The organism is Micromonospora rhizosphaerae (assembly GCF_900091465.1).
In the GTDB taxonomy this organism is placed as follows: Bacteria; Actinomycetota; Actinomycetes; order Mycobacteriales; family Micromonosporaceae; genus Micromonospora; species Micromonospora rhizosphaerae.
In genome coordinates, this window is record NZ_FMHV01000002.1 from 1928491 (window position 1) to 1947193 (window position 18703).

The following is an 18703-nucleotide window of genomic DNA, read 5'->3' on the forward strand; positions in this document are numbered from 1 at the left end:
GCATGGCCGTACGCCGAATGCTCGCCGCCGTCGCGGCCCTGCTGCTCACCGCCGCGCACGGCGCGCCCACCAGCCCGCGCAGCCGGGCGGCGGCCTGCGGGCCCGAGGGTGGCCAGGCGGCGACGCCGGCCTGCCGCGCTGCGGTCGCGGCCGGGACGGCGGTACGCGAGTGGGACAACACGCGCCGCCACGGCCGTCTGGCGACGGACCATGGCGGCGCGCTCCGACAGCGAGGTCAGCCCAGGGTGAGGGCCAAGTCGATCTCGGCCAGCTCCTCGGCGGTGAAGTCGAGGTTGCCCAGCGCGGCGACGTTCCCCTCGAGCTGGGCGACGCTGCTCGCGCCGATGATCAGGCTGGTCATCCGCGGGTCGCGCAGCGCCCAGGCCAGCGCCATCTGGGCCAGCGACTGGCCGCGCCGCTCGGCGATCGCCCCCAGCCCCCGGATCGTCGCCATCGTCTCCTGGCTGAGGTCGCTCTCGTTGAGGAAGACGCTGGTGCGCACCCGGGAGTCCGCCGGGATGCCGCCGAGGTACCGGTCGGTGAGCAGCCCCTGCGCCAGCGGGCTGTACGCGATGCAGCCGGCGCCGACCTCCTCCAGCGTGTCCAGCAGCCCGTCCTTCTCGGTCCAGCGGTTGAGCATCGAGTACGACGGCTGGTTGATCAGCAGCGGCGTACCCAGGTCACGCAGGATGGCGGCGGCTCGGGTGGTCTGCTCCGAGTTGTAGTTGGAGATGCCGACGTAGAGCGCCTTGCCGGAGCGGACGATGGCGTCCAGCGCGCCCATCGTCTCCTCCAGCGGGGTGTCCGGGTCGAACCGGTGGGAGTAGAAGATGTCGACGTAGTCGAGCCCCATCCGCCGCAGCGACTGGTCCAGCGAGGAGATCAGGTACTTGCGGGAGCCCCACTCGCCGTAGGGGCCGGGCCACATCAGATACCCGGCCTTGGTGGAGATGACCAGCTCGTCCCGGTACGGCTTGAGGTCGGTGGCGAGCAGCCGGCCGAAGTTCTCCTCGGCGGAGCCGGGCGGCGGGCCGTAGTTGTTCGCCAGGTCGAAGTGGGTGATCCCGAGGTCGAAGGCGCGTCGGACGATGTCCCGCTGCCGCTCGAACGGCCGGTCGGGCCCGAAGTTGTGCCACAGCCCGAGCGAGATGGCGGGCAGTCGTAGCCCGCTGCGTCCGCTTCGCCGGTAGGTCATCGTGTCGTAGCGCTCATCCGCGGCAAGGTAACTCACGCTCCGACCCTATCCGCCCACCGTCCACCGCACCCCCACCCCCCATGCTCGTTGATCATGAAGTTGTTGCCACCCCTGCCGGCGAGTCGTGACAGCAACTTCATGATCAACCGGGATGGGGAGAGCTGCGCGGCCAGTGTGCCGGGGGATCGGAACGGGCGTGGCGTCGCGCCGTGCCGGGTAGCTTCAGGGCCATGCGCTTCGTGCAGCTCGACACCCCCAAGCCGATCTCCAAGATCGGCCTGGGCACCTGGCAGTTCGGCTCGAAGGAGTGGGGCTACGGGGCCGACTACGAGCGCCGGGCGGTGGACATCGTCCGGCGGGCGCTCGACCTCGGCGTCACCCTTTTCGACACCGCGGAGCTCTACGGCTTCGGCCGCAGCGAGCGGATCCTCGGCGCGGCGCTCGGCGACGACCGGGCCAAGGTGGTGGTGGCCAGCAAGATCTTCCCGGTGCTGCCGATCGCCCCGGTGGTGCAGCAGCGGGCGGTGGCCTCCGCCGCCCGGCTCGGCGTCACCAGCATCGACCTCTACCAGGTGCACCAGCCCAACCCGGTGGTCCCCGACACCACCACCATGCGCGGCATGCGGGCCCTGCAGGACGTCGGGCTGGTCGGCGAGGTCGGGGTCAGCAACTACAACCTGCGCCGCTGGCGGTCCGCCGAGGACGCCCTCGGCCGGCGGGTGCTGAGCAACCAGGTCCGCTACAGCATGGTCGACCGCGGCCCCGAGGAGGACCTGATTCCGTACGCGGAGCGGGAGGGCCGGATCGTCATGGCGTACAGCCCGCTGGCGCAGGGCTTCCTCTCCGGCCGGTACGACGCGAAGCATCGGCCCAGCGGGGCGGTCCGCCGGGCCAACCCGTACTTCCTGCCGGAGAACCTGGAACGCGGTGCGCGACTCATCGAGACGCTGCGCGGGGTCGCCGACGCGCACGATTCCACCCCCAGCCAGATCGCCCTGGCCTACCTGCTGCGCCACCCGAACGTGGTGGCCATTCCCGGCGCGTCCAGCGTGGAGCAGATGGAACGCAACGCGGTCGCCGCCGAGATCGACCTGACCGACGACGAGTACGCGGCCCTGGCCACCGCCGCCCGGCAGTTCACGCCGGTCACCGGCCTGGCCGCGGTGCCCAGACTGATCCGCGCCCGCGCAGGGAAGTGACGAACATGGACGACATCACCGCGCTGATCCTCGACGACCACGCCGCCTTCCGGCGCGGCTTCGCCCGGCTCGACGACGCCCGCGACGACGCCGAGCTGCTCGCCGTCTGGGACGCGCTCGCGCTGCATCTGGACATCCACGCCGAGGCGGAGGAGGCGATCCTCTACCCGCACCTGGTCCGGCACGGCGACGAGGGCGAGGACGAGACCACCGACGCCATCGGCGACCACAACAAGATCCGGGACGCGATCGCCGAGTCGAAGCTGCACCCGGTCGGCTCGGAGGTGTGGTGGGCGGCGGTGTGGAAGGCCCGCCGGGAGAACAGCGAACACCTGGCCGAGGAGGAGGACGAGGCGCTGCCGGACTTCCGCCGGCACGCCAGCGTCGAGTTGCGGGCGGAGCTGGGGGCGCGCTGGCTCAGGTTCTACGGCGAGCACAAGAACGGCCGGAATCTGCCCTTCCTGGACAAGGACCCCGAGAAGTACGTCGAAGAGCACCGCTGAAGTTGTCGCAGCGCGCGGGGTGGCCGCGCTGGCGAAATGGGTCGGGTGAGCGTCTCGGGGTGGGATCTCCCCAGCCCGGGGGAGTCGGTGGGGTGCTGGGCGGCGCAAGAATGGCGGGGTGAGGGTCCGTGCGATGCTGGGGCCGCTGGTGCGGGCGAGCACTTGGCGGCGCGGCGTGTTCCTGCTGCTCGGCGGCGTGCTCGCGCTGCCGTACGCGCTGATCGCAGCGGCCTTCGCGCAGCTGCTGACCCGGTCCGAGGTGCCCCGGCCGGTGGGTTTCGGGCTGTTGCTGGTCGCGGTGGTGCTCGCGGCCGTGCCGGTGTTCCTCGGCGGTAGCCGAGCGTTGGAGGTCGCCGCAGCTCGCGCGCTGCTCGGGGTCGACCTGCCCGAGCCCGCCGTCGGGCACCGGATCGACCGGGAGACCCGACTGCGGTCCGCGCTCTGGATCACCCTGCACCTGGTCACCGGTGGGCTGGTGCTGTTCGCGGCGATCAGTGCGTTCCCGATGGCGCTGGTCTTCATCGCCCAGCAGTTCGGCGTCGACACCGGGCCGGTGCAGGGCGCCGGGTTCGGTCCACTGACCGGCCGGGACCCGCGCTGGATGACGCTGACCGGGGTGGTGCTGCTGGTCGGGCTGGGCTATGCGGTCGCCGGGCTGGGGGCGCTCGCCGCCTCGATGGCGCCGGTGCTGCTCGGCCCGTCCCAGGGCGAGCGGATCGCCGCCCTGGAGGCCCGGGCCACCCGGCTCGCCGAGCGGAACCGGCTGGCCCGGGAGCTGCATGACTCCGTCGGGCACGCGCTGACCGTGGCCACCCTCCAGGCCGGCGCGGCACGCGAGCTGCTTGACGTCGACCCGGAGTTCGTCCGGCGGGCGCTGGCAGCCATCGAGGAGACCGGCCGGCACGCGATGGAGGACCTGGACCACGTGCTCGGCCTGCTCCGCGAGACCGACGGCCGGGAGACCGGCGGCCGGGGGACCGGCGGCGTCCGCCCGCCGGGCGGGACCGCGCCGCAGCGCACCCTGGCCCAGCTGGGGCGGCTGGTCGACGAGACCCGGGCCGCCGGCTTGCCCGTGGAGTCGCAGGTCACCGGGGCGGTGGGGGAGCTGCCGGCGGCGGTGTCCCGGGAGGGCTACCGGATCGTGCAGGAGGGGCTGACCAACGCCGCCCGGTACGGGCGGGGCCCGGTGACGCTGCGGGTCGACGTACCCCCGGAGGCGACGGCTCCAGGTCGCTCCGCGGCGCCGGCCGTGCCGAGCCGGAGTTGTCGTTGGCTGGACATCGAGCTGGTCAATGATCTGCGCGGCGCGACCGGGCCGGGGCGCGGCGGGCGCGGCCTGGACGGCATGCGGGAGCGGGTGCTGCTGCTCGGCGGGCGGATCACCGCCGGTCCGGAGGACGACCGGTGGCGGGTCCGGGTGCGGCTGCCGGTGGCCCGGAAGGAGACCGGGTGAGCATCGACGTGCTGATCGTCGACGACGACGAGCTGATCCGGGTCGGGCTGCGGGCGATCATCGACGCCCAGCCCGACCTGCGGGTGGTCGGCGAGGCCGCCGACGGCGCCGAGGTGCCGCCGCTGGTGGCGAAGCTGCGCCCCCGGGTGGTGCTGATGGACGTCCGGATGCCGGCCATCGACGGCATCCAGGCCACCCGGCGCCTGCTCGCCACCTCGGCGGACCCGCCGCGGGTCCTGGTGATCACCACGTTCGCCAACGACGAGTACGTCTACGAGGCGCTGCGCGCCGGAGCCAGCGGCTTCCTGCTCAAGCGGGCCCGCCCGACCGAGGTGGTGGAGGCGATCCGGGTGGTGGCGGCCGGCGAGTCGCTGCTCTTCCCGGCGGCGATCCGGCAGCTCGTCGGCGCGTACGGCGGGCGGGGCGGGGACGGGCTACGCTCCGCCCGGCTCACCGAGCGGGAGGCGGAGGTGCTCCGGCTGATGGCCACCGGCCTGTCCAACACCGAGATCGCCGCGCAGCTGGTGGTCGGGGTGGAGACGGTCAAGACGCACGTCGGCAACGTGCTTGCCAAGCTCGGCGTCCGCGACCGCACCCAGGCGGTGATCGCCGCGTACGAGTCGGGATTCGTGGTGCCGACCGGCTGAGCGGCCGGAAAGGGGCGGATCGTCACCGGGCCGCGCTAGCGTAGGCCGGGTGACTGCCCAGGTTTCCCCGGTCCCGTCCGTCGACCTGCCCGGCACGCTCGGCGAACTGCGGGCGTCCGGCCACCACTACCGCACGGTCAAGCAGGAGATCCGCGACAACCTCCTCGCCCGGATGCGCTCCGGTGAGGAGCGCTTCCCCGGCATCGTCGGCTACGAGGACACGGTGCTGCCCGAGGTCGAGCGGGCCCTGCTCGCCGGCCACGACATGGTGCTGCTCGGTGAGCGCGGCCAGGGCAAGACCCGGCTGATCCGCGCGCTGGGCGCGCTGCTGGACGAGTGGACCCCGGTGATCCCCGGCTCGGCGCTCAACGAGCACCCGATGCACCCGCTCACCCCGGCCTCCCGCGCGCTGGTCGCGGACGCCGGCGACGGGTTGCCGATCGGCTGGCTGCACCGTTCGATGCGGTACGGCGAGAAGCTCGCCACCCCGGACACCAGCGTCGGTGACCTGATCGGCGACGTCGACCCGATCCGGATCGCCCAGGGGCGTACCCTCGGCGACCCGGAGACCATCCACTTCGGACTGGTGCCGCGCACCAACCGGGGCATCTTCGCCGTGAACGAGCTGCCCGACCTGGCCGAGCGGATCCAGGTGGCGCTGCTCAACGTGCTGGAGGAGCGGGACATCCAGGTCCGCGGCTACCAGCTGCGGCTGCCGCTGGACCTGCTCCTGGTGGCCAGCGCCAACCCGGAGGACTACACCAACCGGGGCCGGATCATCACCCCGCTCAAGGACCGGTTCGGCGCGGAGATCCGCACCCACTACCCGGTCGACCTGGAGCTGGAGCTGGCGCTGATCCGGCAGGAGGCCGACCTGGTCGCCGAGGTGCCGGAGCACGTGCTGGAGGTGCTGGCGCGGTTCGCCCGGGCGGTCCGCGAGTCGCCGTCGGTGGACCCGCGTTCCGGGGTCTCCGCCCGGTTCGCCATCGCCGCCGCCGAGACGGTCGCCGCCGCCGCGCTGCGCCGCGCCGGCCTGCTCGCCGCGGGCTCCGCCCCGGGCGACGTGTTAGCAGGGGGCCCCTATACAACCGAAGGCGTTAACAGGGGGCCCTTCCTTTCACCCGAGGCGGCGGTGGCGCGGGTGGGGGATGCGGTCTCGGTCACCTCGACCCTGCGCGGCAAGGTGGAGTTCGAGAGCGGCGAGGAGGGGCGGGAGATCGAGATCCTCGCCCACCTGCTGCGTACCGCCACCGCCGAGACGTTCCGGGCCCGGCTGGCCGGGCTGGACCTCTCCGGGTTCACCGGGCTGGTCGCCGAGGGCTCGGTGATCGAGACCGGCGAGCTGGTCTCCTCGGCCGAGCTGCTGCGCCAGGTCGGGACCGTGCCGGGGCTGGCCAAGGTGCTCGACCGGCTCGGGCTGGGCGACGCGCCCACCTCGGAGGAGGCGGCGGCCGGGGTCGAGTTCGTCCTGGAAGGGCTGCACCTGACCCGCCGGCTCGGCAAGGACGTCACCGAGTCGGGCCGGACCGTCTACGGCGGCCGGGGCTGACCGTGGCCGGCAACCGGTTCCGGTACGGCCAGTGGCGCGGCGGACCCGACCCGCTCGCCCCGCCGTACGACGTCCGCGCGGCGGTGGACGCGGTCGGCGCGGAGGTGCTGGCCGGCGGCAGCCTGCGGGAGGCGCTGCGCGACCTGCTGCGCCGGGGCCCGCAGGGGCGGGGCGGCCTGGACGACCTGGCCGCCCGGGCCCGGCGGCTGCGCCGGGAGGCGTTGCGCCGGGGCGACCTGGACGGCGCGGTGACCCGGGCGCGGGCGCTGCTCGACCAGGCGCTCGCCGCCGAGCGGGACGAGCTGGGCGGGCGCGAGGACGACGACGCCCGCTTCGCCGAGGCGGTGCTGGACAACCTGCCCCGCTCCACCGCCCGCGCGGTGGAGGAGCTCGCCGAGTACCGGTGGGCGAGCGACGAGGCGCGGCAGACGTACCAGCGGATCCTCGACGGGCTGCGGGGCGAGGTGCTGGAGCAGCGTTTCGCCGGGCTGCGGGACGCGGCGCGGGCCGCCGCCGACCCGGCGGCCCAGCGGCAGCTCGCCGAGATGATGCGGGACCTCAACGACCTGTTGGCCCGGCACGCCCGGGCCGAGGACACCACCGACGCGTTCGCCGAGTTCATGCGCCGGCACGGCGAGTTCTTCCCGGAGCGGCCGAAGGACGTGGACGAGTTGGTCGACGTGCTGGCCCGTCGGGCGGCGGCCGGCGAGCGGCTGATGCGGTCGCTGTCGGACCGGCAACGCGAGGAGCTGGCTGGGCTGATGCGCCAGTCGCTGGGCGAGCAGCTGGCCGGCGAGTTGTCCGCGCTGGACGCGCACCTGCGGGCGCTGCGCCCCGACCTGAACTGGCAGCGGGGCGACCGGGTCCGTGGGGACCAGCCGCTCGGTTACGGCGAGGCGACCGGCGCGCTCGGCGAGCTCGCCGAGCTGGACGAGCTGCTGGATCAGCTCGACCAGGAGCACGCGGGCGCCACCCTGGACGACATCGACGTCGACGCGGTGACCCGGACGCTGGGCCGGGACGCCGCCGACGACGTACGCCGGTTGCAGGAGCTGGAGCGGGAGCTGCGCCGGCAGGGCTGGGTGAGCCGGGACGCGGACGGGCTGACCCTGAGCCCGAAGGCGCTGCGCCGGCTCGCCGGCACCGCGCTGCGCCGGGTCTTCGCCGACCTGACCGCCGGGCCGCGGGGCCAGCACGACCTGCGCTCGGCGGGCGCCGCCGGCGAGGTCAGCGGTGGGTCCCGGCCCTGGGAGTACGGCGACGAGCAGCCCCTCGACGTGGTGCGCACCCTCACCCGCGCGGTACGCCGGGCCGGCCCGACCGTGCCGGTGCAGCTGGCGGTCGAGGACTTCGAGGTGGTGGAGACCGAGCGACGGGCGTCGGCGGCGGTGGCGCTCTGCGTCGACCTGTCGTACTCGATGATCTCGCAGGGGCGCTGGGGGCCGATGAAGCAGACGGCGCTGGCCCTGTCGCATCTGGTGGCGACCCGGTTCCCGCAGGACGCCCTGCAGATCATCGGCTTCGGGCGGGAGGCGCTGCCGCTGACCCAGCAGGAGCTGGCGGCGGTGGAGCCGGACCTGCAGCAGGGCACCAACCTGCAGCACGCGCTGCGGCTGGCCGGGCGGCACCTGCGCCGGCACCCCGGCGCCGAGCCGGTGGTGCTGGTGGTCACCGACGGCGAGCCGACCGCCCACCTCGACCCGGACGACGGCGAGGCGCTGTTCCACTGGCCGCCGCTGCCCGAGACCGTCGAGGCGACCATCCGCGAGGTGGACCGGCTGACCCGCTACGGTGCCACGCTCAACCTGTTCATGCTCGGCGACGACCCGGGCCTGCGCCGCTTCGTCGACGCCGTGGCCCGGCGCTCCCAGGGCCGGATGTTCACCCCCGACCTGGACGACCTCGGCGAGTACGTAGTCGCCGACTACCTCCGCGCCCGCCGCGGCCGCCGCTGACCCCGCTCGCCCCGCCCCGCCTCGGCCCGCCGATCATCGAGTTGTGATCGGGGACGAAGTCGGCCCATCCGGGTGAACCGGGCGCCATAACTCCATGATCGACGCGGGTGGTCGGGGTTGACTGCCGGGGTGGAGAGCGGGGAGTTGCGGCGGGTCTACGACCAGGTGCTCGCGGAGGTGGACGCGGGCGGGTTCGGGGCGCCGCCGGAGGGGGAGCTGAGCGCCGAGCAGATCGTCGCGCACCTGGCCGCCAACGACGAGCTGATGAGCGAGGCGACCGAGGCCGTGCTGGCCGGGTCGCCGTTCGCGTACTACGACCTGGAGACCATCCACCGGCCGCAGCTAGACGCGCTGGTCTCCCAGTGCGGCGGTCTGGACGCGCTGGCCACCCTGCTCCGGGCCACCAGCCAGAAGCTCTGCGTGCTGGCCGACCGCCTCGACCCGGCGGCCGCCGCCACCCCGGTCGACACCCACCTGCGCGAGGGCTTCGACCTGACCGTCACCGAGCCGATGCCCTGGGGCCGCACCCTCGACCTGCACGCCCGCGTCCACGTCCCGATGCACCTCGCCCAGCTCCGCGCCCTCCGCCCTCACCCGCACCCCGCCTGAGCGCCGCCGCCGTCAAGTGGCGCGCCGCGCCCACCCGCGGCGGCGTGTCGCGCCTGCGGGCGGGTCTGCTCCGGCGGCTTTCGCCCGTCCGTACCCGCTCCCGCCCGGCGCCGCCCGACGGTCGGCCCGTCCTCGCCGAGCTTCCAGTTCCTGCTGCGGGAGGTGGGGTCGGCAGCAGCGGGCCGACGACCCCACGCTTGCTTTCCCGGCTCGCCGATCTCCTGCTCGTGCAGACGTTCCGGCCGAGCCGGCTACCGACCGTGACGCTGGTGCCCGGCATCGCCTTCGTGAGCGATATGCCTGTGAGTCATAAATATGACGGAGAGGCATATCGCTCCTTGCGGTGAGTCAGCGCGGAGCGGGCAGCGGGCGCGGGACCCGGAGCGGCGGTGGCAGCCGGAGCGAGCAGGGGGTCGCAGCCCGAGCCGCAGTGGGTCAGGGGCGCGGGTGGAAGGTGCGGCGGTACGCCGAGGGGGCGACGCCGACGCGGTGCTGGAAGTGCTGGCGGAGGGCGGCGGTGGTGCCGAAGCCGGAGCGGCGGGCCACCTGGTCGACGGTCAGGTCGGTGGTCTCCAGCAGCAGTCGCGCGTGCTCGGTGCGCTGTTGGAGCAGCCACTGGGCCGGGCTGAGCCCGGTCTCGGAGCGGAAGTGCCGGGTGAAGGTGCGGATGCTCATCCGCGCGTGCGCGGCCAGGTCGCGCAGTGCGACCGGCTCGTGCAGTCGCTGCCGGGCCCACTCGCGGGTGGCGGCGGTGCCGATCTCCGATCCGCGGGGGACCGGCCGCTCGATGTACTGCGCCTGCCCGCCCTCCCGCCACGGCGGCACCACGCAGCGCCGGGCCGACCGGTTGGCCACCTCGCTGCCGTGGTCCCTGCGGATCACATGCAGGCAGAGGTCGAGGCCGGCGGCCACCCCGGCCGAGGTGAGCACCCCGTCGTCGATGAAGAGCACCTCCGGATCCAGCTCGACGTTCGGGTAGAGCCGGCGGAACGAGCTTGCGTGGGCCCAGTGGGTGGTGGCCCGGTGGCCGTCGAGCAGCCCGGCGGCGGCCAGCACGAAAGCCCCCGTGCAGATCGACATGATCCGCGCGCCCCGGTCGTGGGCGGCCCGCAGCGCCGCCGCGACGGCGGGGTCGACCGTGCCGTCGACCAGCGGGGAACCGCCGTGGATGCCGGGGACGACCACCGTGTCGGCGGCCTCGACCAGCTCCAGCCCGTGGTCGGGGAGGACCTGAAAACCGGCGGTGCTGCGCACCGGCAGACGGCCGGCGGTGCAGGTGTCGACCGTGTAGAGCTGTTGCATGTCCTCGGTGCGGGCGGTGCCGAAGACCTGGGACGGGGTGCCAAGGTCCAGGCCGACGACCTGGTCGAGGGCGAGCACCGCGATCCGGTGCGGGACGAGGGCCATGGCCCGATTATTGCGCATGATGGCTTTCCGGCCACTCGTCGGGCGCCCTCCGGCCGCCGAGACTCGGACCGTGACCCGATACCGCCGTCTCCATCCGGCCTGGACCGTGGCCGCGGTCTCCTTCGTGGCGCTGGTCGGCGCGGCCGGCTTCCGCGCCACGCCGGGAGTGCTGCTGCACCCGCTGCACGCCGAGTTCCGCTGGCCACTGGCCACCATCTCCGCCGCCGTCTCGGTCAACCTCATGCTCTACGGGCTGACCGCGCCCTTCGCCGCCGCGCTGATGGACCGGTTCGGCATCCGGCGCGTGGTCGCCGGGGCGCTGGCGCTGGTGGCGGCGGGCAGCGGCCTGACCGTGTTCATGACCGCGAGCTGGCAGCTGATCCTCTGCTGGGGCGTCCTCGTCGGGCTGGGCACCGGCTCGATGGCGCTGGCCTTCGTGGCCACGGTGACCGGGCGCTGGTTCGTCCGCCGCCGGGGCCTGGTGACCGGCGTGCTGACCGCCGGCGGGGCGGCCGGCCAACTGGTCTTCCTGCCGTTGCTGGCTGTCCTGGTCCGCGACCACGGCTGGCGGGTGGCCGCGCTCGTCGTCGCCGGGGCGGCGCTGGCGGTCGTACCTCTGGCGGCGTGGCTGCTGCGCGAGCACCCGGCGGATCTCGGCCTGCCCGCCTACGGCGCGACCGAGGTGGTGGCCCCGGCGCCGCCGACCGGTGGGGCGGCGGCCCGGGCGGTCGGCGCGCTGGCCCAGGCCGCGCGGACCCGGCCGTTCTGGCTGCTCGCCGGCGGCTTCGCGATCTGCGGCGCGACCACCAACGGCCTGGTCGGCACCCACTTCGTGCCGGCCGCCCACGACCACGGCCTGCCGGAGACCACCGCGGCCGGGCTGCTCGCCCTGGTCGGGATCTTCGACATCGTCGGCACGGTGGCCTCCGGCTGGCTCACCGACCGGGTGGACAGCCGGCTCCTGCTCGGCGCCTACTACGCGCTGCGCGGGGCGTCGCTGCTGGTGCTGCCCGGCCTCTTCGCCGGCACCGCCGAGCCGAGCATGCTGGTCTTCGTCGTCTTCTACGGCCTGGACTGGGTGGCCACCGTGCCGCCGACCGTGGCGCTGTGCCGGGAGTACTTCGGCGCGTCCGGAGCGGTGGTCTTCGGCTGGGTCTTCGCCGCCCACCAGGTCGGCGCGGCGGTCGCCGCCACCGGGGCCGGGCTGGTCCGGGACCAGCTCGGCGACTACGCCCTGGCCTGGTACGTGGCCGGCGCGCTCTCGATCGGTGCGGCCGGGCTCTCCCTGCTGCTGCGCCGGCGCCGGCCGCTCACCGTGCCGGTCGAGCCGGTCGCGCTTCCTGTGGCCGCCGGTCGGCGGGCGTGGAGCTACCGGGGCTGAGGCGACGCTCAGCCGACCGTCCACTGCTGCTCGGGCGCGCCCGAGCAGGGGGCCTGTTCGAGCTGGTCACCGGCCTCGGTGCCGGCGTCGTCGACCTGCGCGCACTTGCCGCTGTGCACGGCGACCAGCAGCACCGGGCCGGCGCCGGTCGGGGTGAGCCGCCACTGCTGGTTGGGCTGCCCGTTGCAGGACCACTGCTGCACGTCCACGCCGTCGTCGGTGCGCTGCCCGTCCACGTCCAGGCACTTGCCGCTGGCCGCGTTGATCAGGGTGAACACGTCGGTGGCGACCGGGGTCGCCATCCACTGCTGCTCCGGTCCGCCGGTGCAGTCGGCCAGCGCGGCGTCCGCGCCCTCGGGATCGTCGTCGGTCACCCCGACGCAGAGCCCGGAGGCGGCCGCCCGGAAGACCTTCGGTCCGCCGGTCGGTGCCGGCGGGGTGGTGGCCGCGGCCGTCGGCGACGGCTCGGCCGGGGTGGTGGGTGCGGGCTCGGTGGTCGGCGCGGCCGGGGCCGGCCCGCTGGCCGCCGTGGTCGGCCCGACCGCCGCGGGCACCACCGGCTCGTCCTCGCCGCCCAGCACACCGGTGGCGAAAAAGACTCCCAGCAGTACGCCGACCAGCGCGGTGGCCAGCGCGATCCGCATCAGCGGGTCCCGCGGCAGGGTGGGGCGGACCGCCCGGCGGGCGCCGTAGACGGTGCCGGGCGGATCGGTGCGCAGCTCGGGGTCGGACATGGGGGCATCCTGGCTCACCAGCGGAGTCGATGGCCAGCCGCCCCGGCCCCGGGTGACTCAGTCGACGACCCGGACGTCCTTCCAGAAGGCCACCCGGTCGCGCACCATCTCCGCCTCCGGCTTGGGCTCCGGGTAGTACCAGACGGCATCGGCGCTGGTCTTCCCGTCGTGCTCCAACGTGTAGTACGACGCGGTGCCCTTCCACGGGCAGACCGTGTGCGTGTCGGAGTCGCGGATCAGGTCGTCGCGCAGCGCCGAGCGGGGGAAGTAGTGGTTACCCTCGACCACCACGGTGTCGTCGCTCTCCGCGACGATCAGGTCGTTCCAGACGGCTTTCGGCATTCCCCCACGCTATGCCGCCCGGCCGGCGCCGACCACTTCAGGGGGCGGGCTCGGGCTCGGTCACGTCGGCGACCGTGGCCCCCAGGGCCGCGACGGCGGCGTCCGCGTCCACCGCGACGGCCACGCCGCGCTCGCCAGCGCCGAGGGTGATCTCCCGGCCGCGCAGCCGCTCGTCGGCGATTACCGGCCAGGCGGTGGTCGAACCGAACGGGGTGATGGTGCCGCGCTCGTAGCCGGTGGCGGCCTTGGCGGCCGCGGCGTCCGGCATGGACAGCCGGCTCACCCCGAGCAGGGCGCGCAGCTTGGGCCAGGCGATGACCCGGTCGCCGGGGGTGAGCACGAAGAGGTGGTCGTCCTCGCCCCGGCGTACGACGATCGTCTTGACCACGTCGGGGACCGCCACGCCGCGGGCGGCGGCCGCCTCGGGGAGGCTGCGGACCGGGCCGTGCCGGATCACCCGGTACGGCAGTCCGGCGGCGTCGAGGGCGGCGAGGGCGGGGGACGACATGACCGCCACGGTAACCCGCAGTGCTGCCGCCGGACGCGAAATGGCCACCGTGGACATCCCACGAATGTCATGGGCGAGGCGTAAGGTGATCACATGCGCGCGGAGCGTGTGGATCATCCGGTTGACCATGATCAAGCGGTGGACACGCTGCGGCGGTCGTACGCCGCGGTGCCCGCCGGCGAGCCCGTACGGCTGGCCAAACGCACCTCCAACCTGTTCCGCCCGAGGTCGGCGCCCCGCACCCCGGGGCTGGACGTGAGCGGCCTCGACGGAGTGCTCTCCGTCGACCCGGCTGCCCGGACCGCCGACGTGCAGGGCATGTGCAGCTACGAGGACCTGGTCGACGCCACCCTGCCGCACGGGCTGATGCCGCTGGTGGTGCCGCAGTTGCGCACCATCACTCTGGGCGGCGCGGTGACCGGGCTGGGCATCGAGTCCACCTCCTTCCGCAACGGCCTGCCGCACGAGTCGGTGCTTGAGATGGACCTGCTCACCGGCGCCGGCGAGATCGTGACCGCCCGCCCGCAGGGCGAGCACGCCGACCTCTTCCGCGCCTTCCCCAACTCGCTGGGCAGCCTCGGCTACGCCACCCGGCTACGGATCGAACTCCAGCCGGTCCGCCGGTACGTGGCGCTGCGCAACATCCGGTTCACCCGGCTGGAGGAGTTGACCGACGCGATCGGCGAGGTGATCACCAAGGGTTCCTGGGCGGGCGACCCCGTCGACGCGATGGACGGGGTGATGTTCAGCCCCGGCGAGGCGTACCTGGTGCTCGGCACGTTCACCGACGACGCGGAGCGACCCAGCGACTACACCGGGCAGGAGATCTACTACCGATCCCTGCGCCAGTGCACCCGGGACGCCCTCACCGCGTACGACTATCTGTGGCGCTGGGACACCGACTGGTTCTGGTGCTCCGCGGCGTTCGGGGTGCAGCACCCCGTCATCCGCCGGCTCTGGCCGGCGCGGTACCGGCGCAGCGACGTCTACCACCGGCTGGTCCGGCTGGAGCACCGGCACCAGGTGGCCGCCCGGATCGACCGCTGGCGCGGCCAGCCGCCCCGGGAGCGGGTGGTGCAGGACGTGGAGATCCCGCTCGACGGCACCGCCGAGTTCCTGCGCTGGTTCGCCCGCCACGTGGGGATGACGCCGGTCTGGCTCTGCCCGCTGAGGCTGCGCGAGCCGGCCGGCCCGGGGTCCGCCCGGTCCTGGCCGCTTTATCCCCTCAAACCGGGCGAAAGTTATGTGAACATTGGCTTCTGGGGAAGCGTGCCGATCGCCGACGGCGCCGCCGACGGCGACGTCAACCGGGCGGTCGAGCGCGCGGTGTCGGAGGCGGGCGGGCACAAGTCGCTCTACTCCGACGCGTACTACGACCGGGAGGCGTTCGACCGGCTCTACGGCGGGGAGACCTGGCGCGCCGTGAAGGACCGCTACGACCCGGACCACCGGCTCACCGGACTGTACGAGAAGGCGGTAGCACGACAATGAGCCTGACCGACCGTGAACAGGGGGCGGCGAACGCCCCGTCCAGCCCGCCGGCGGGAGGCCGGCGCACGGGCAAGACCGTGGCGGACGTGGTCCGCGCGGTCACCGCCGGCGACCTGCCGATCCGCATCACCGGGTACGACGGCAGCGCAGTCGGCCCGGCCGACGCCGGCATCACCCTGTCGATCCGAACCGAGCGGGGTCTGTCCTACCTGCTCACCGCCCCGGGCGACCTGGGCATGGCCCGCGCGTACGTCAGCGGTGACCTCGCGCTGAGCGGGGTGCACCCGGGCGACCCGTACGAGGCGTTCCGGGTGCTCAGGGACGAGCTGCAGCTGCGGCTGCCGTCGGTGCCCGAGGCGTTGGCCCTGGTCCGCGGCCTCGGCTGGCAGCGGCTGCTGCCGCCGCCGCCCCCGCCGCAGGAGGCCGCGCCGCGCTGGAAGCGGGTGGTGAACGGGCTGCGGCACTCCCGCACCCGGGACAGCAACGCGATCTCCCACCACTACGACGTCTCGAACGCCTTCTACGAGAAGGTGCTCGGTCCGTCCATGACGTACACCTGCGCGGTCTTCCACAGCTCGGGCGACACGCTGGAGCAGGCCCAGGCGGCCAAGTACGACCTGGTCGCCGGCAAGCTGGCGCTCAAGCCGGGGATGAAGCTGCTCGACGTCGGCTGCGGCTGGGGCGGCATGGTCCGGCACGCGGCCCGGGAGTACGGCGTGAAGGCGCTCGGGGTGACCCTGTCCAAGGCGCAGGCGCAGTGGGCGCAGGCGGCGATCGAGCGGGAGGGGCTGGGCGAGCTCGCCGAGGTGCGGCACCTGGACTACCGGGACGCCCCCCGGGAGCAGTTCGACGCGATCTCCTCGATCGGGCTGACCGAGCACATCGGGGTGCGCAACTACCCGGCCTACTTCGGTGCACTCCGGGACCGGCTGCGCCCGGGCGGCCGGCTGCTCAACCACTGCATCACCCGGGCGGACAACCGGGCCCCGCACCGCTCCGGCGCCTTCATCGACCGGTACGTCTTCCCCGACGGCGAGCTGGCCGGGCCGGGACGGCTGATCAGCGAGATCCACGACGCCGGCCTCGAGGTGCACCACGAGGAGAACCTTCGCCAGCACTACGCGCTGACCCTGGCCGGCTGGTGCCGCAACCTGGCCGAGCACTGGGACTTCTGCGTCTCGGAGGTGGGTCCGGGCACCGCCCGGGTGTGGGGCCTCTACATGGCCGGCTCCCGGCTCGCCTTCGAGCGCAACGACATCGAGCTGCACCAGGTGCTGGCCACCCACGATGGCCCGGACGGCGTGAACGGCTACCCGCTGCGCCCGGACTGGACCCCCTGACCGATCGAAAGGCCGCGCGGAGGCGCGGCCTTTCGTCGAACCCATTGACAAAGAAGTTTTGTACGTACAAACTGATTTTGCCATGAGAGACGTCCTGTACCTGGAAGAGCGCGAGCAGGCCGAGGTCCTGCTCAAGCCGCAGCGCATCGAGGTGCTGCGGCAACTGGCCGAGCCGCGCACCTGCACCGAGGTCGCCGGCCGGTTGGGGCAGACGCCGCAGCGCGTCTACTACCACGTCAAGCAGCTCGTCGCCGCCGGCCTGGCCGAGCAGGTGTCCGAGCGCCGGGTGCGCGGCATCTCCGAGGGCATCTACCAGGCCGCCGCCCGGTCGTACTGGCTCTCACCCCGGCTCGTCGGGCGGATCGGCGGCCTGCGCCGGGCGCGGGACGAGCTGAGCCTCGGCCACCTGCTGGACCTGATGGAGGAGGTCCAGGCGGACGTCGCGGCGCTCGACCGCAACGCGCCCGAGCTGCCGTCGATCGGCGTCTCCGGCGAGATCCGGGTGCCGGCCGAGCGGCGCCAGGAGTTCCTGCACGACCTGCAGTCGACCCTGCGGGACCTGTTCACCCGCTACGGCGGCGCCGAGGGTGACGCCTTCAAGCTCGCCGTGGCCTGCTACCCGAAAGGCGAGAACCATGAGTGACCTGCTGACCCTGCGCGCCCGGCTCGCCGCCCCGGCCGAGACCGTGCGCCGCGCCCTGACCGACCCGGCCGAGCTGCGCGTCTGGCTGGCCGAGCACGCCGAGGTCGAGCTGCCGCACCGGTACGCGTTCTGGGGCCGCTTCACCCCGGAGGGCGACGCGCCGCACCAGCGGCTGCTCCACGTCGACGAGCACATACTGCGCTTCGCCTGGCTGCTCGACGGCGTGGAGACCACCACCGAGGTCGAGCTGACGCCCGAGGGCGGGACCACCGTCATCACGCTGCGGCAGAGCCATTTCGACTTCGCCGAGGCGATGAGCGGCAGCAGCATCCGCGGCGTGCTGCAGACCTTCTGGGGGCTGGCGATCGCCAACCTCGCCGCCCACCTGGAGAGCCGCCCGCTGCTGCCCCGTACCGACTTCACCTCGTCCGACCTGCGCGGCGAGCTGCTGATCGCCGCCCCGATGGATCGGGTCTGGGCGTCGCTGACCGACTCCGACCAGGCCAGCGCCTGGTTCGGTCACCCGATCGGCATCGAGCCCTGGGTCGGCGGCCGGTACGCCATGGGCGGCTTCGAGTCCGGGTACGCGGCCAAGGTGATCGACCTGGAGCCGGGTCGCAAGGTGTCCGTCGACTGGGGGCCGACCGGGATCATCACCTGGGAGCTGGCCGAGTCCGACGGGAAGACCAAGCTGACCTTCGTGCAGAGCGGCTTCGACGAGGGCCGCCCGCCGTACGCGGCGTGGAGCGGGTCGGTGGCCGGGCTGGCCGAGCTGCGCCGCTACCACGAGGTCGAGAACTGGCAGCCGATCTGGCTCTCGGTGGAGATGCCGGCAACCGCCGGCTCCACCAGCTGACCTCAGTAAGGGCCCCCTGTCACCCAATCGGGTACAGGGGGTCCGTTGCTGGTCGAAGTCGCTCAACGGGTTCCGAAGATCTCTCGCGGTCGGATCGGCGAAGAAGACTACGACATCGGGCGAATCTGGGACAATTTCGCCATAGGGGCGCCTGTTTCAGCCCGAGTGCCATCACGACTCTCGTTCTTCGCTGAACGGCGCCTTCCTGCCTGTGTCCCCAATGGATGGCCAATCGCCGTCGCCGAGCGTGGGCCCAGGCCTTACCTAGGAAGGAGTAGCAGTGATGATGAGACGTTCTCGACTGTGGGCGGCAGCGGTGGCGGTCAGCGCGGCGGTGGCCGGCGCCGCCGTGGGCACCGCGGCCATGGGTGACGACGGAGGCCATGACTCGCACGACTCTCACGACGCGCGGCAGGGGAAGACCGTATTTGCGGAGCTCAGCGGCTACGAGGAGGATCCGCTGACGATCTCGACGCCGGGCACGGGCCGGTTCGTGGCGCACATCGACGAAAAGCGTCAGGAGATTTCGTATCGACTGAGCTACGAGAACCTCGAGTCAGCTGTCCAGCAGGCGCACATCCACTTCGGGGGGAGACACCAGAGCGGCGGTATCGTCGCCTTCCTCTGCACGAACCTCGGCAACGGGCCGGCTGGCACTCAGACCTGCCCACCCGCTCCAGCCACGATCACGGGGACCATCACCCCCGCTGACGTCGTCACCGCCCCTAACCAGGGCATTGATGCCGGAGAGTTCGACGAGCTCGTCGACGCGATCGAGGCCGGCGTCACGTACGCCAACGTGCACACCGCGGTGCGCACGGGGGGCGAGATCAGGGGCCAGATCAACAGCGACGACGACGACTGACCGGGGCGCCGTCATCGGCCGCGACC

At 73.4% G+C, this 18703-nt stretch carries 18 protein-coding genes and 1 pseudogene; 14 read left to right on the forward strand and 5 right to left on the reverse strand.

The genetic code is table 11. The features are described 5' to 3' along the window. Positions 1-17 precede the first annotated feature (17 nt). Positions 18-203: pseudogene (locus GA0070624_RS36595) on the forward strand (lytic polysaccharide monooxygenase); the annotation flags it as partial. A 32-nt stretch (positions 204-235) separates the two neighbouring features. Here the strand turns inward: GA0070624_RS36595 and mgrA are convergent. Then, positions 236-1231, reverse strand: a complete 996-nt coding sequence (gene mgrA / locus GA0070624_RS09385) for an L-glyceraldehyde 3-phosphate reductase (RefSeq protein ID WP_091339036.1) — start codon at positions 1229-1231, stop codon at positions 236-238. A gap of 194 nt (positions 1232-1425) precedes the next feature. Between mgrA and GA0070624_RS09390 the strand changes: the two genes are divergently transcribed. From GA0070624_RS09390 to GA0070624_RS09420, 7 genes are all read left to right on the forward strand, one after another. Then, positions 1426-2394 carry an aldo/keto reductase gene (locus GA0070624_RS09390; RefSeq protein WP_091339039.1) on the forward strand — a complete coding sequence of 323 codons (969 nt, stop codon included), beginning with the start codon at positions 1426-1428 and terminating at the stop codon, positions 2392-2394. A 5-nt stretch (positions 2395-2399) separates the two neighbouring features. Beyond that, positions 2400-2897 (forward strand): hemerythrin domain-containing protein, encoded by a 498-nt coding sequence (locus tag GA0070624_RS09395; RefSeq protein ID WP_091348468.1) that lies wholly within the window; start codon positions 2400-2402, stop codon positions 2895-2897. Between the two features lie 118 nt (positions 2898-3015). After that, complete coding sequence (locus tag GA0070624_RS09400; RefSeq protein WP_091339042.1) at positions 3016-4350, forward strand: sensor histidine kinase; 1335 nt, start codon at positions 3016-3018, stop codon at positions 4348-4350. Further along, positions 4347-4997 (forward strand): response regulator, encoded by a 651-nt coding sequence (locus GA0070624_RS09405; RefSeq protein ID WP_091339045.1) that lies wholly within the window; start codon positions 4347-4349, stop codon positions 4995-4997. Before GA0070624_RS09400 ends, GA0070624_RS09405 begins: the two co-directional genes overlap by 4 nt. A 49-nt stretch (positions 4998-5046) precedes the next feature. Beyond that, positions 5047-6546 (forward strand): magnesium chelatase ATPase subunit I, encoded by a 1500-nt coding sequence (locus GA0070624_RS09410; RefSeq protein ID WP_091339048.1) that lies wholly within the window; start codon positions 5047-5049, stop codon positions 6544-6546. Between the two features lie 2 nt (positions 6547-6548). Continuing rightward, positions 6549-8501, forward strand: a complete 1953-nt coding sequence (locus GA0070624_RS09415; RefSeq protein WP_091339050.1) for a VWA domain-containing protein — start codon at positions 6549-6551, stop codon at positions 8499-8501. Between the two features lie 129 nt (positions 8502-8630). Next, complete coding sequence (locus GA0070624_RS09420) at positions 8631-9110, forward strand: hypothetical protein (RefSeq protein WP_091339053.1); 480 nt, start codon at positions 8631-8633, stop codon at positions 9108-9110. A gap of 435 nt (positions 9111-9545) precedes the next feature. On the opposite strand, the gene GA0070624_RS09425 is transcribed toward GA0070624_RS09420, so the two are convergent. Further along, complete coding sequence (locus GA0070624_RS09425; RefSeq protein WP_091339055.1) at positions 9546-10535, reverse strand: GlxA family transcriptional regulator; 990 nt, start codon at positions 10533-10535, stop codon at positions 9546-9548. A 52-nt stretch (positions 10536-10587) separates the two neighbouring features. Between GA0070624_RS09425 and GA0070624_RS09430 the strand changes: the two genes are divergently transcribed. Next, positions 10588-11898 (forward strand): MFS transporter, encoded by a 1311-nt coding sequence (locus GA0070624_RS09430; protein ID WP_091348473.1) that lies wholly within the window; start codon positions 10588-10590, stop codon positions 11896-11898. Positions 11899-11906: 8 nt separating this feature from the next. Here GA0070624_RS09430 and GA0070624_RS09435 read toward each other — a convergent pair whose 3' ends face one another. From GA0070624_RS09435 to GA0070624_RS09445, 3 genes are read right to left on the reverse strand one after another with little or no spacing between them, the layout of a single operon-like run. Then, a complete protein-coding gene (locus GA0070624_RS09435; RefSeq protein WP_091339058.1) occupies positions 11907-12632 on the reverse strand; it encodes an RICIN domain-containing protein in 726 nt (241 codons plus the stop codon). Between the two features lie 57 nt (positions 12633-12689). Continuing rightward, on the reverse strand, positions 12690-12974 hold the full coding sequence (locus GA0070624_RS09440) for a DUF427 domain-containing protein (protein WP_091339060.1): 285 nt from the start codon (positions 12972-12974) through the stop codon (positions 12690-12692). Positions 12975-13011: 37 nt separating this feature from the next. Beyond that, positions 13012-13482, reverse strand: coding sequence for an aminoacyl-tRNA deacylase (locus GA0070624_RS09445; RefSeq protein WP_245718718.1), 471 nt, complete (start codon positions 13480-13482; stop codon positions 13012-13014). Between the two features lie 93 nt (positions 13483-13575). On the opposite strand from GA0070624_RS09445, the gene GA0070624_RS09450 reads away from it, so the two are divergent. The 5 genes from GA0070624_RS09450 to GA0070624_RS09470 all read left to right on the forward strand — a co-directional run bounded on the left by GA0070624_RS09450 (position 13576) and on the right by GA0070624_RS09470 (position 18677). Next, positions 13576-14973 carry an FAD-binding oxidoreductase gene (locus tag GA0070624_RS09450; RefSeq protein WP_091339067.1) on the forward strand — a complete coding sequence of 466 codons (1398 nt, stop codon included), beginning with the start codon at positions 13576-13578 and terminating at the stop codon, positions 14971-14973. Then, complete coding sequence (locus GA0070624_RS09455; protein WP_091339070.1) at positions 14970-16313, forward strand: class I SAM-dependent methyltransferase; 1344 nt, start codon at positions 14970-14972, stop codon at positions 16311-16313. The genes GA0070624_RS09450 and GA0070624_RS09455 overlap by 4 nt, the downstream gene beginning before the upstream one ends. An 82-nt stretch (positions 16314-16395) precedes the next feature. After that, positions 16396-16956 carry a winged helix-turn-helix domain-containing protein gene (locus GA0070624_RS09460; RefSeq protein WP_091339073.1) on the forward strand — a complete coding sequence of 187 codons (561 nt, stop codon included), beginning with the start codon at positions 16396-16398 and terminating at the stop codon, positions 16954-16956. Further along, positions 16949-17812 (forward strand): SRPBCC family protein, encoded by an 864-nt coding sequence (locus GA0070624_RS09465; RefSeq protein WP_091339076.1) that lies wholly within the window; start codon positions 16949-16951, stop codon positions 17810-17812. Before GA0070624_RS09460 ends, GA0070624_RS09465 begins: the two co-directional genes overlap by 8 nt. A gap of 283 nt (positions 17813-18095) precedes the next feature. Beyond that, positions 18096-18677 carry a CHRD domain-containing protein gene (locus GA0070624_RS09470; protein ID WP_245719136.1) on the forward strand — a complete coding sequence of 194 codons (582 nt, stop codon included), beginning with the start codon at positions 18096-18098 and terminating at the stop codon, positions 18675-18677. Positions 18678-18703 lie beyond the last annotated feature (26 nt).

Bases quoted from the DNA above. Each gene is read 5' to 3' on its own strand.
- GA0070624_RS09455 (WP_091339070.1), top strand. From the start codon at position 14,970: ATGAGCCTGACCGACCGTGAACAGGGGGCGGCGAACGCCCCGTCCAGC.
- GA0070624_RS09450 (WP_091339067.1), top strand. From the start codon at position 13,576: ATGCGCGCGGAGCGTGTGGATCATCCGGTTGACCATGATCAAGCGGTG.
- GA0070624_RS09445 (WP_245718718.1), bottom strand. From the start codon at position 13,482: ATGTCGTCCCCCGCCCTCGCCGCCCTCGACGCCGCCGGACTGCCGTAC.
- GA0070624_RS09395 (WP_091348468.1), top strand. From the start codon at position 2,400: ATGGACGACATCACCGCGCTGATCCTCGACGACCACGCCGCCTTCCGG.
- GA0070624_RS09440 (WP_091339060.1), bottom strand. From the start codon at position 12,974: ATGCCGAAAGCCGTCTGGAACGACCTGATCGTCGCGGAGAGCGACGAC.
- GA0070624_RS09465 (WP_091339076.1), top strand. From the start codon at position 16,949: ATGAGTGACCTGCTGACCCTGCGCGCCCGGCTCGCCGCCCCGGCCGAG.
- GA0070624_RS09435 (WP_091339058.1), bottom strand. From the start codon at position 12,632: ATGTCCGACCCCGAGCTGCGCACCGATCCGCCCGGCACCGTCTACGGC.
- GA0070624_RS09460 (WP_091339073.1), top strand. From the start codon at position 16,396: ATGAGAGACGTCCTGTACCTGGAAGAGCGCGAGCAGGCCGAGGTCCTG.
- GA0070624_RS09425 (WP_091339055.1), bottom strand. From the start codon at position 10,535: ATGCGCAATAATCGGGCCATGGCCCTCGTCCCGCACCGGATCGCGGTG.
- GA0070624_RS09390 (WP_091339039.1), top strand. From the start codon at position 1,426: ATGCGCTTCGTGCAGCTCGACACCCCCAAGCCGATCTCCAAGATCGGC.
- GA0070624_RS09470 (WP_245719136.1), top strand. From the start codon at position 18,096: ATGATGAGACGTTCTCGACTGTGGGCGGCAGCGGTGGCGGTCAGCGCG.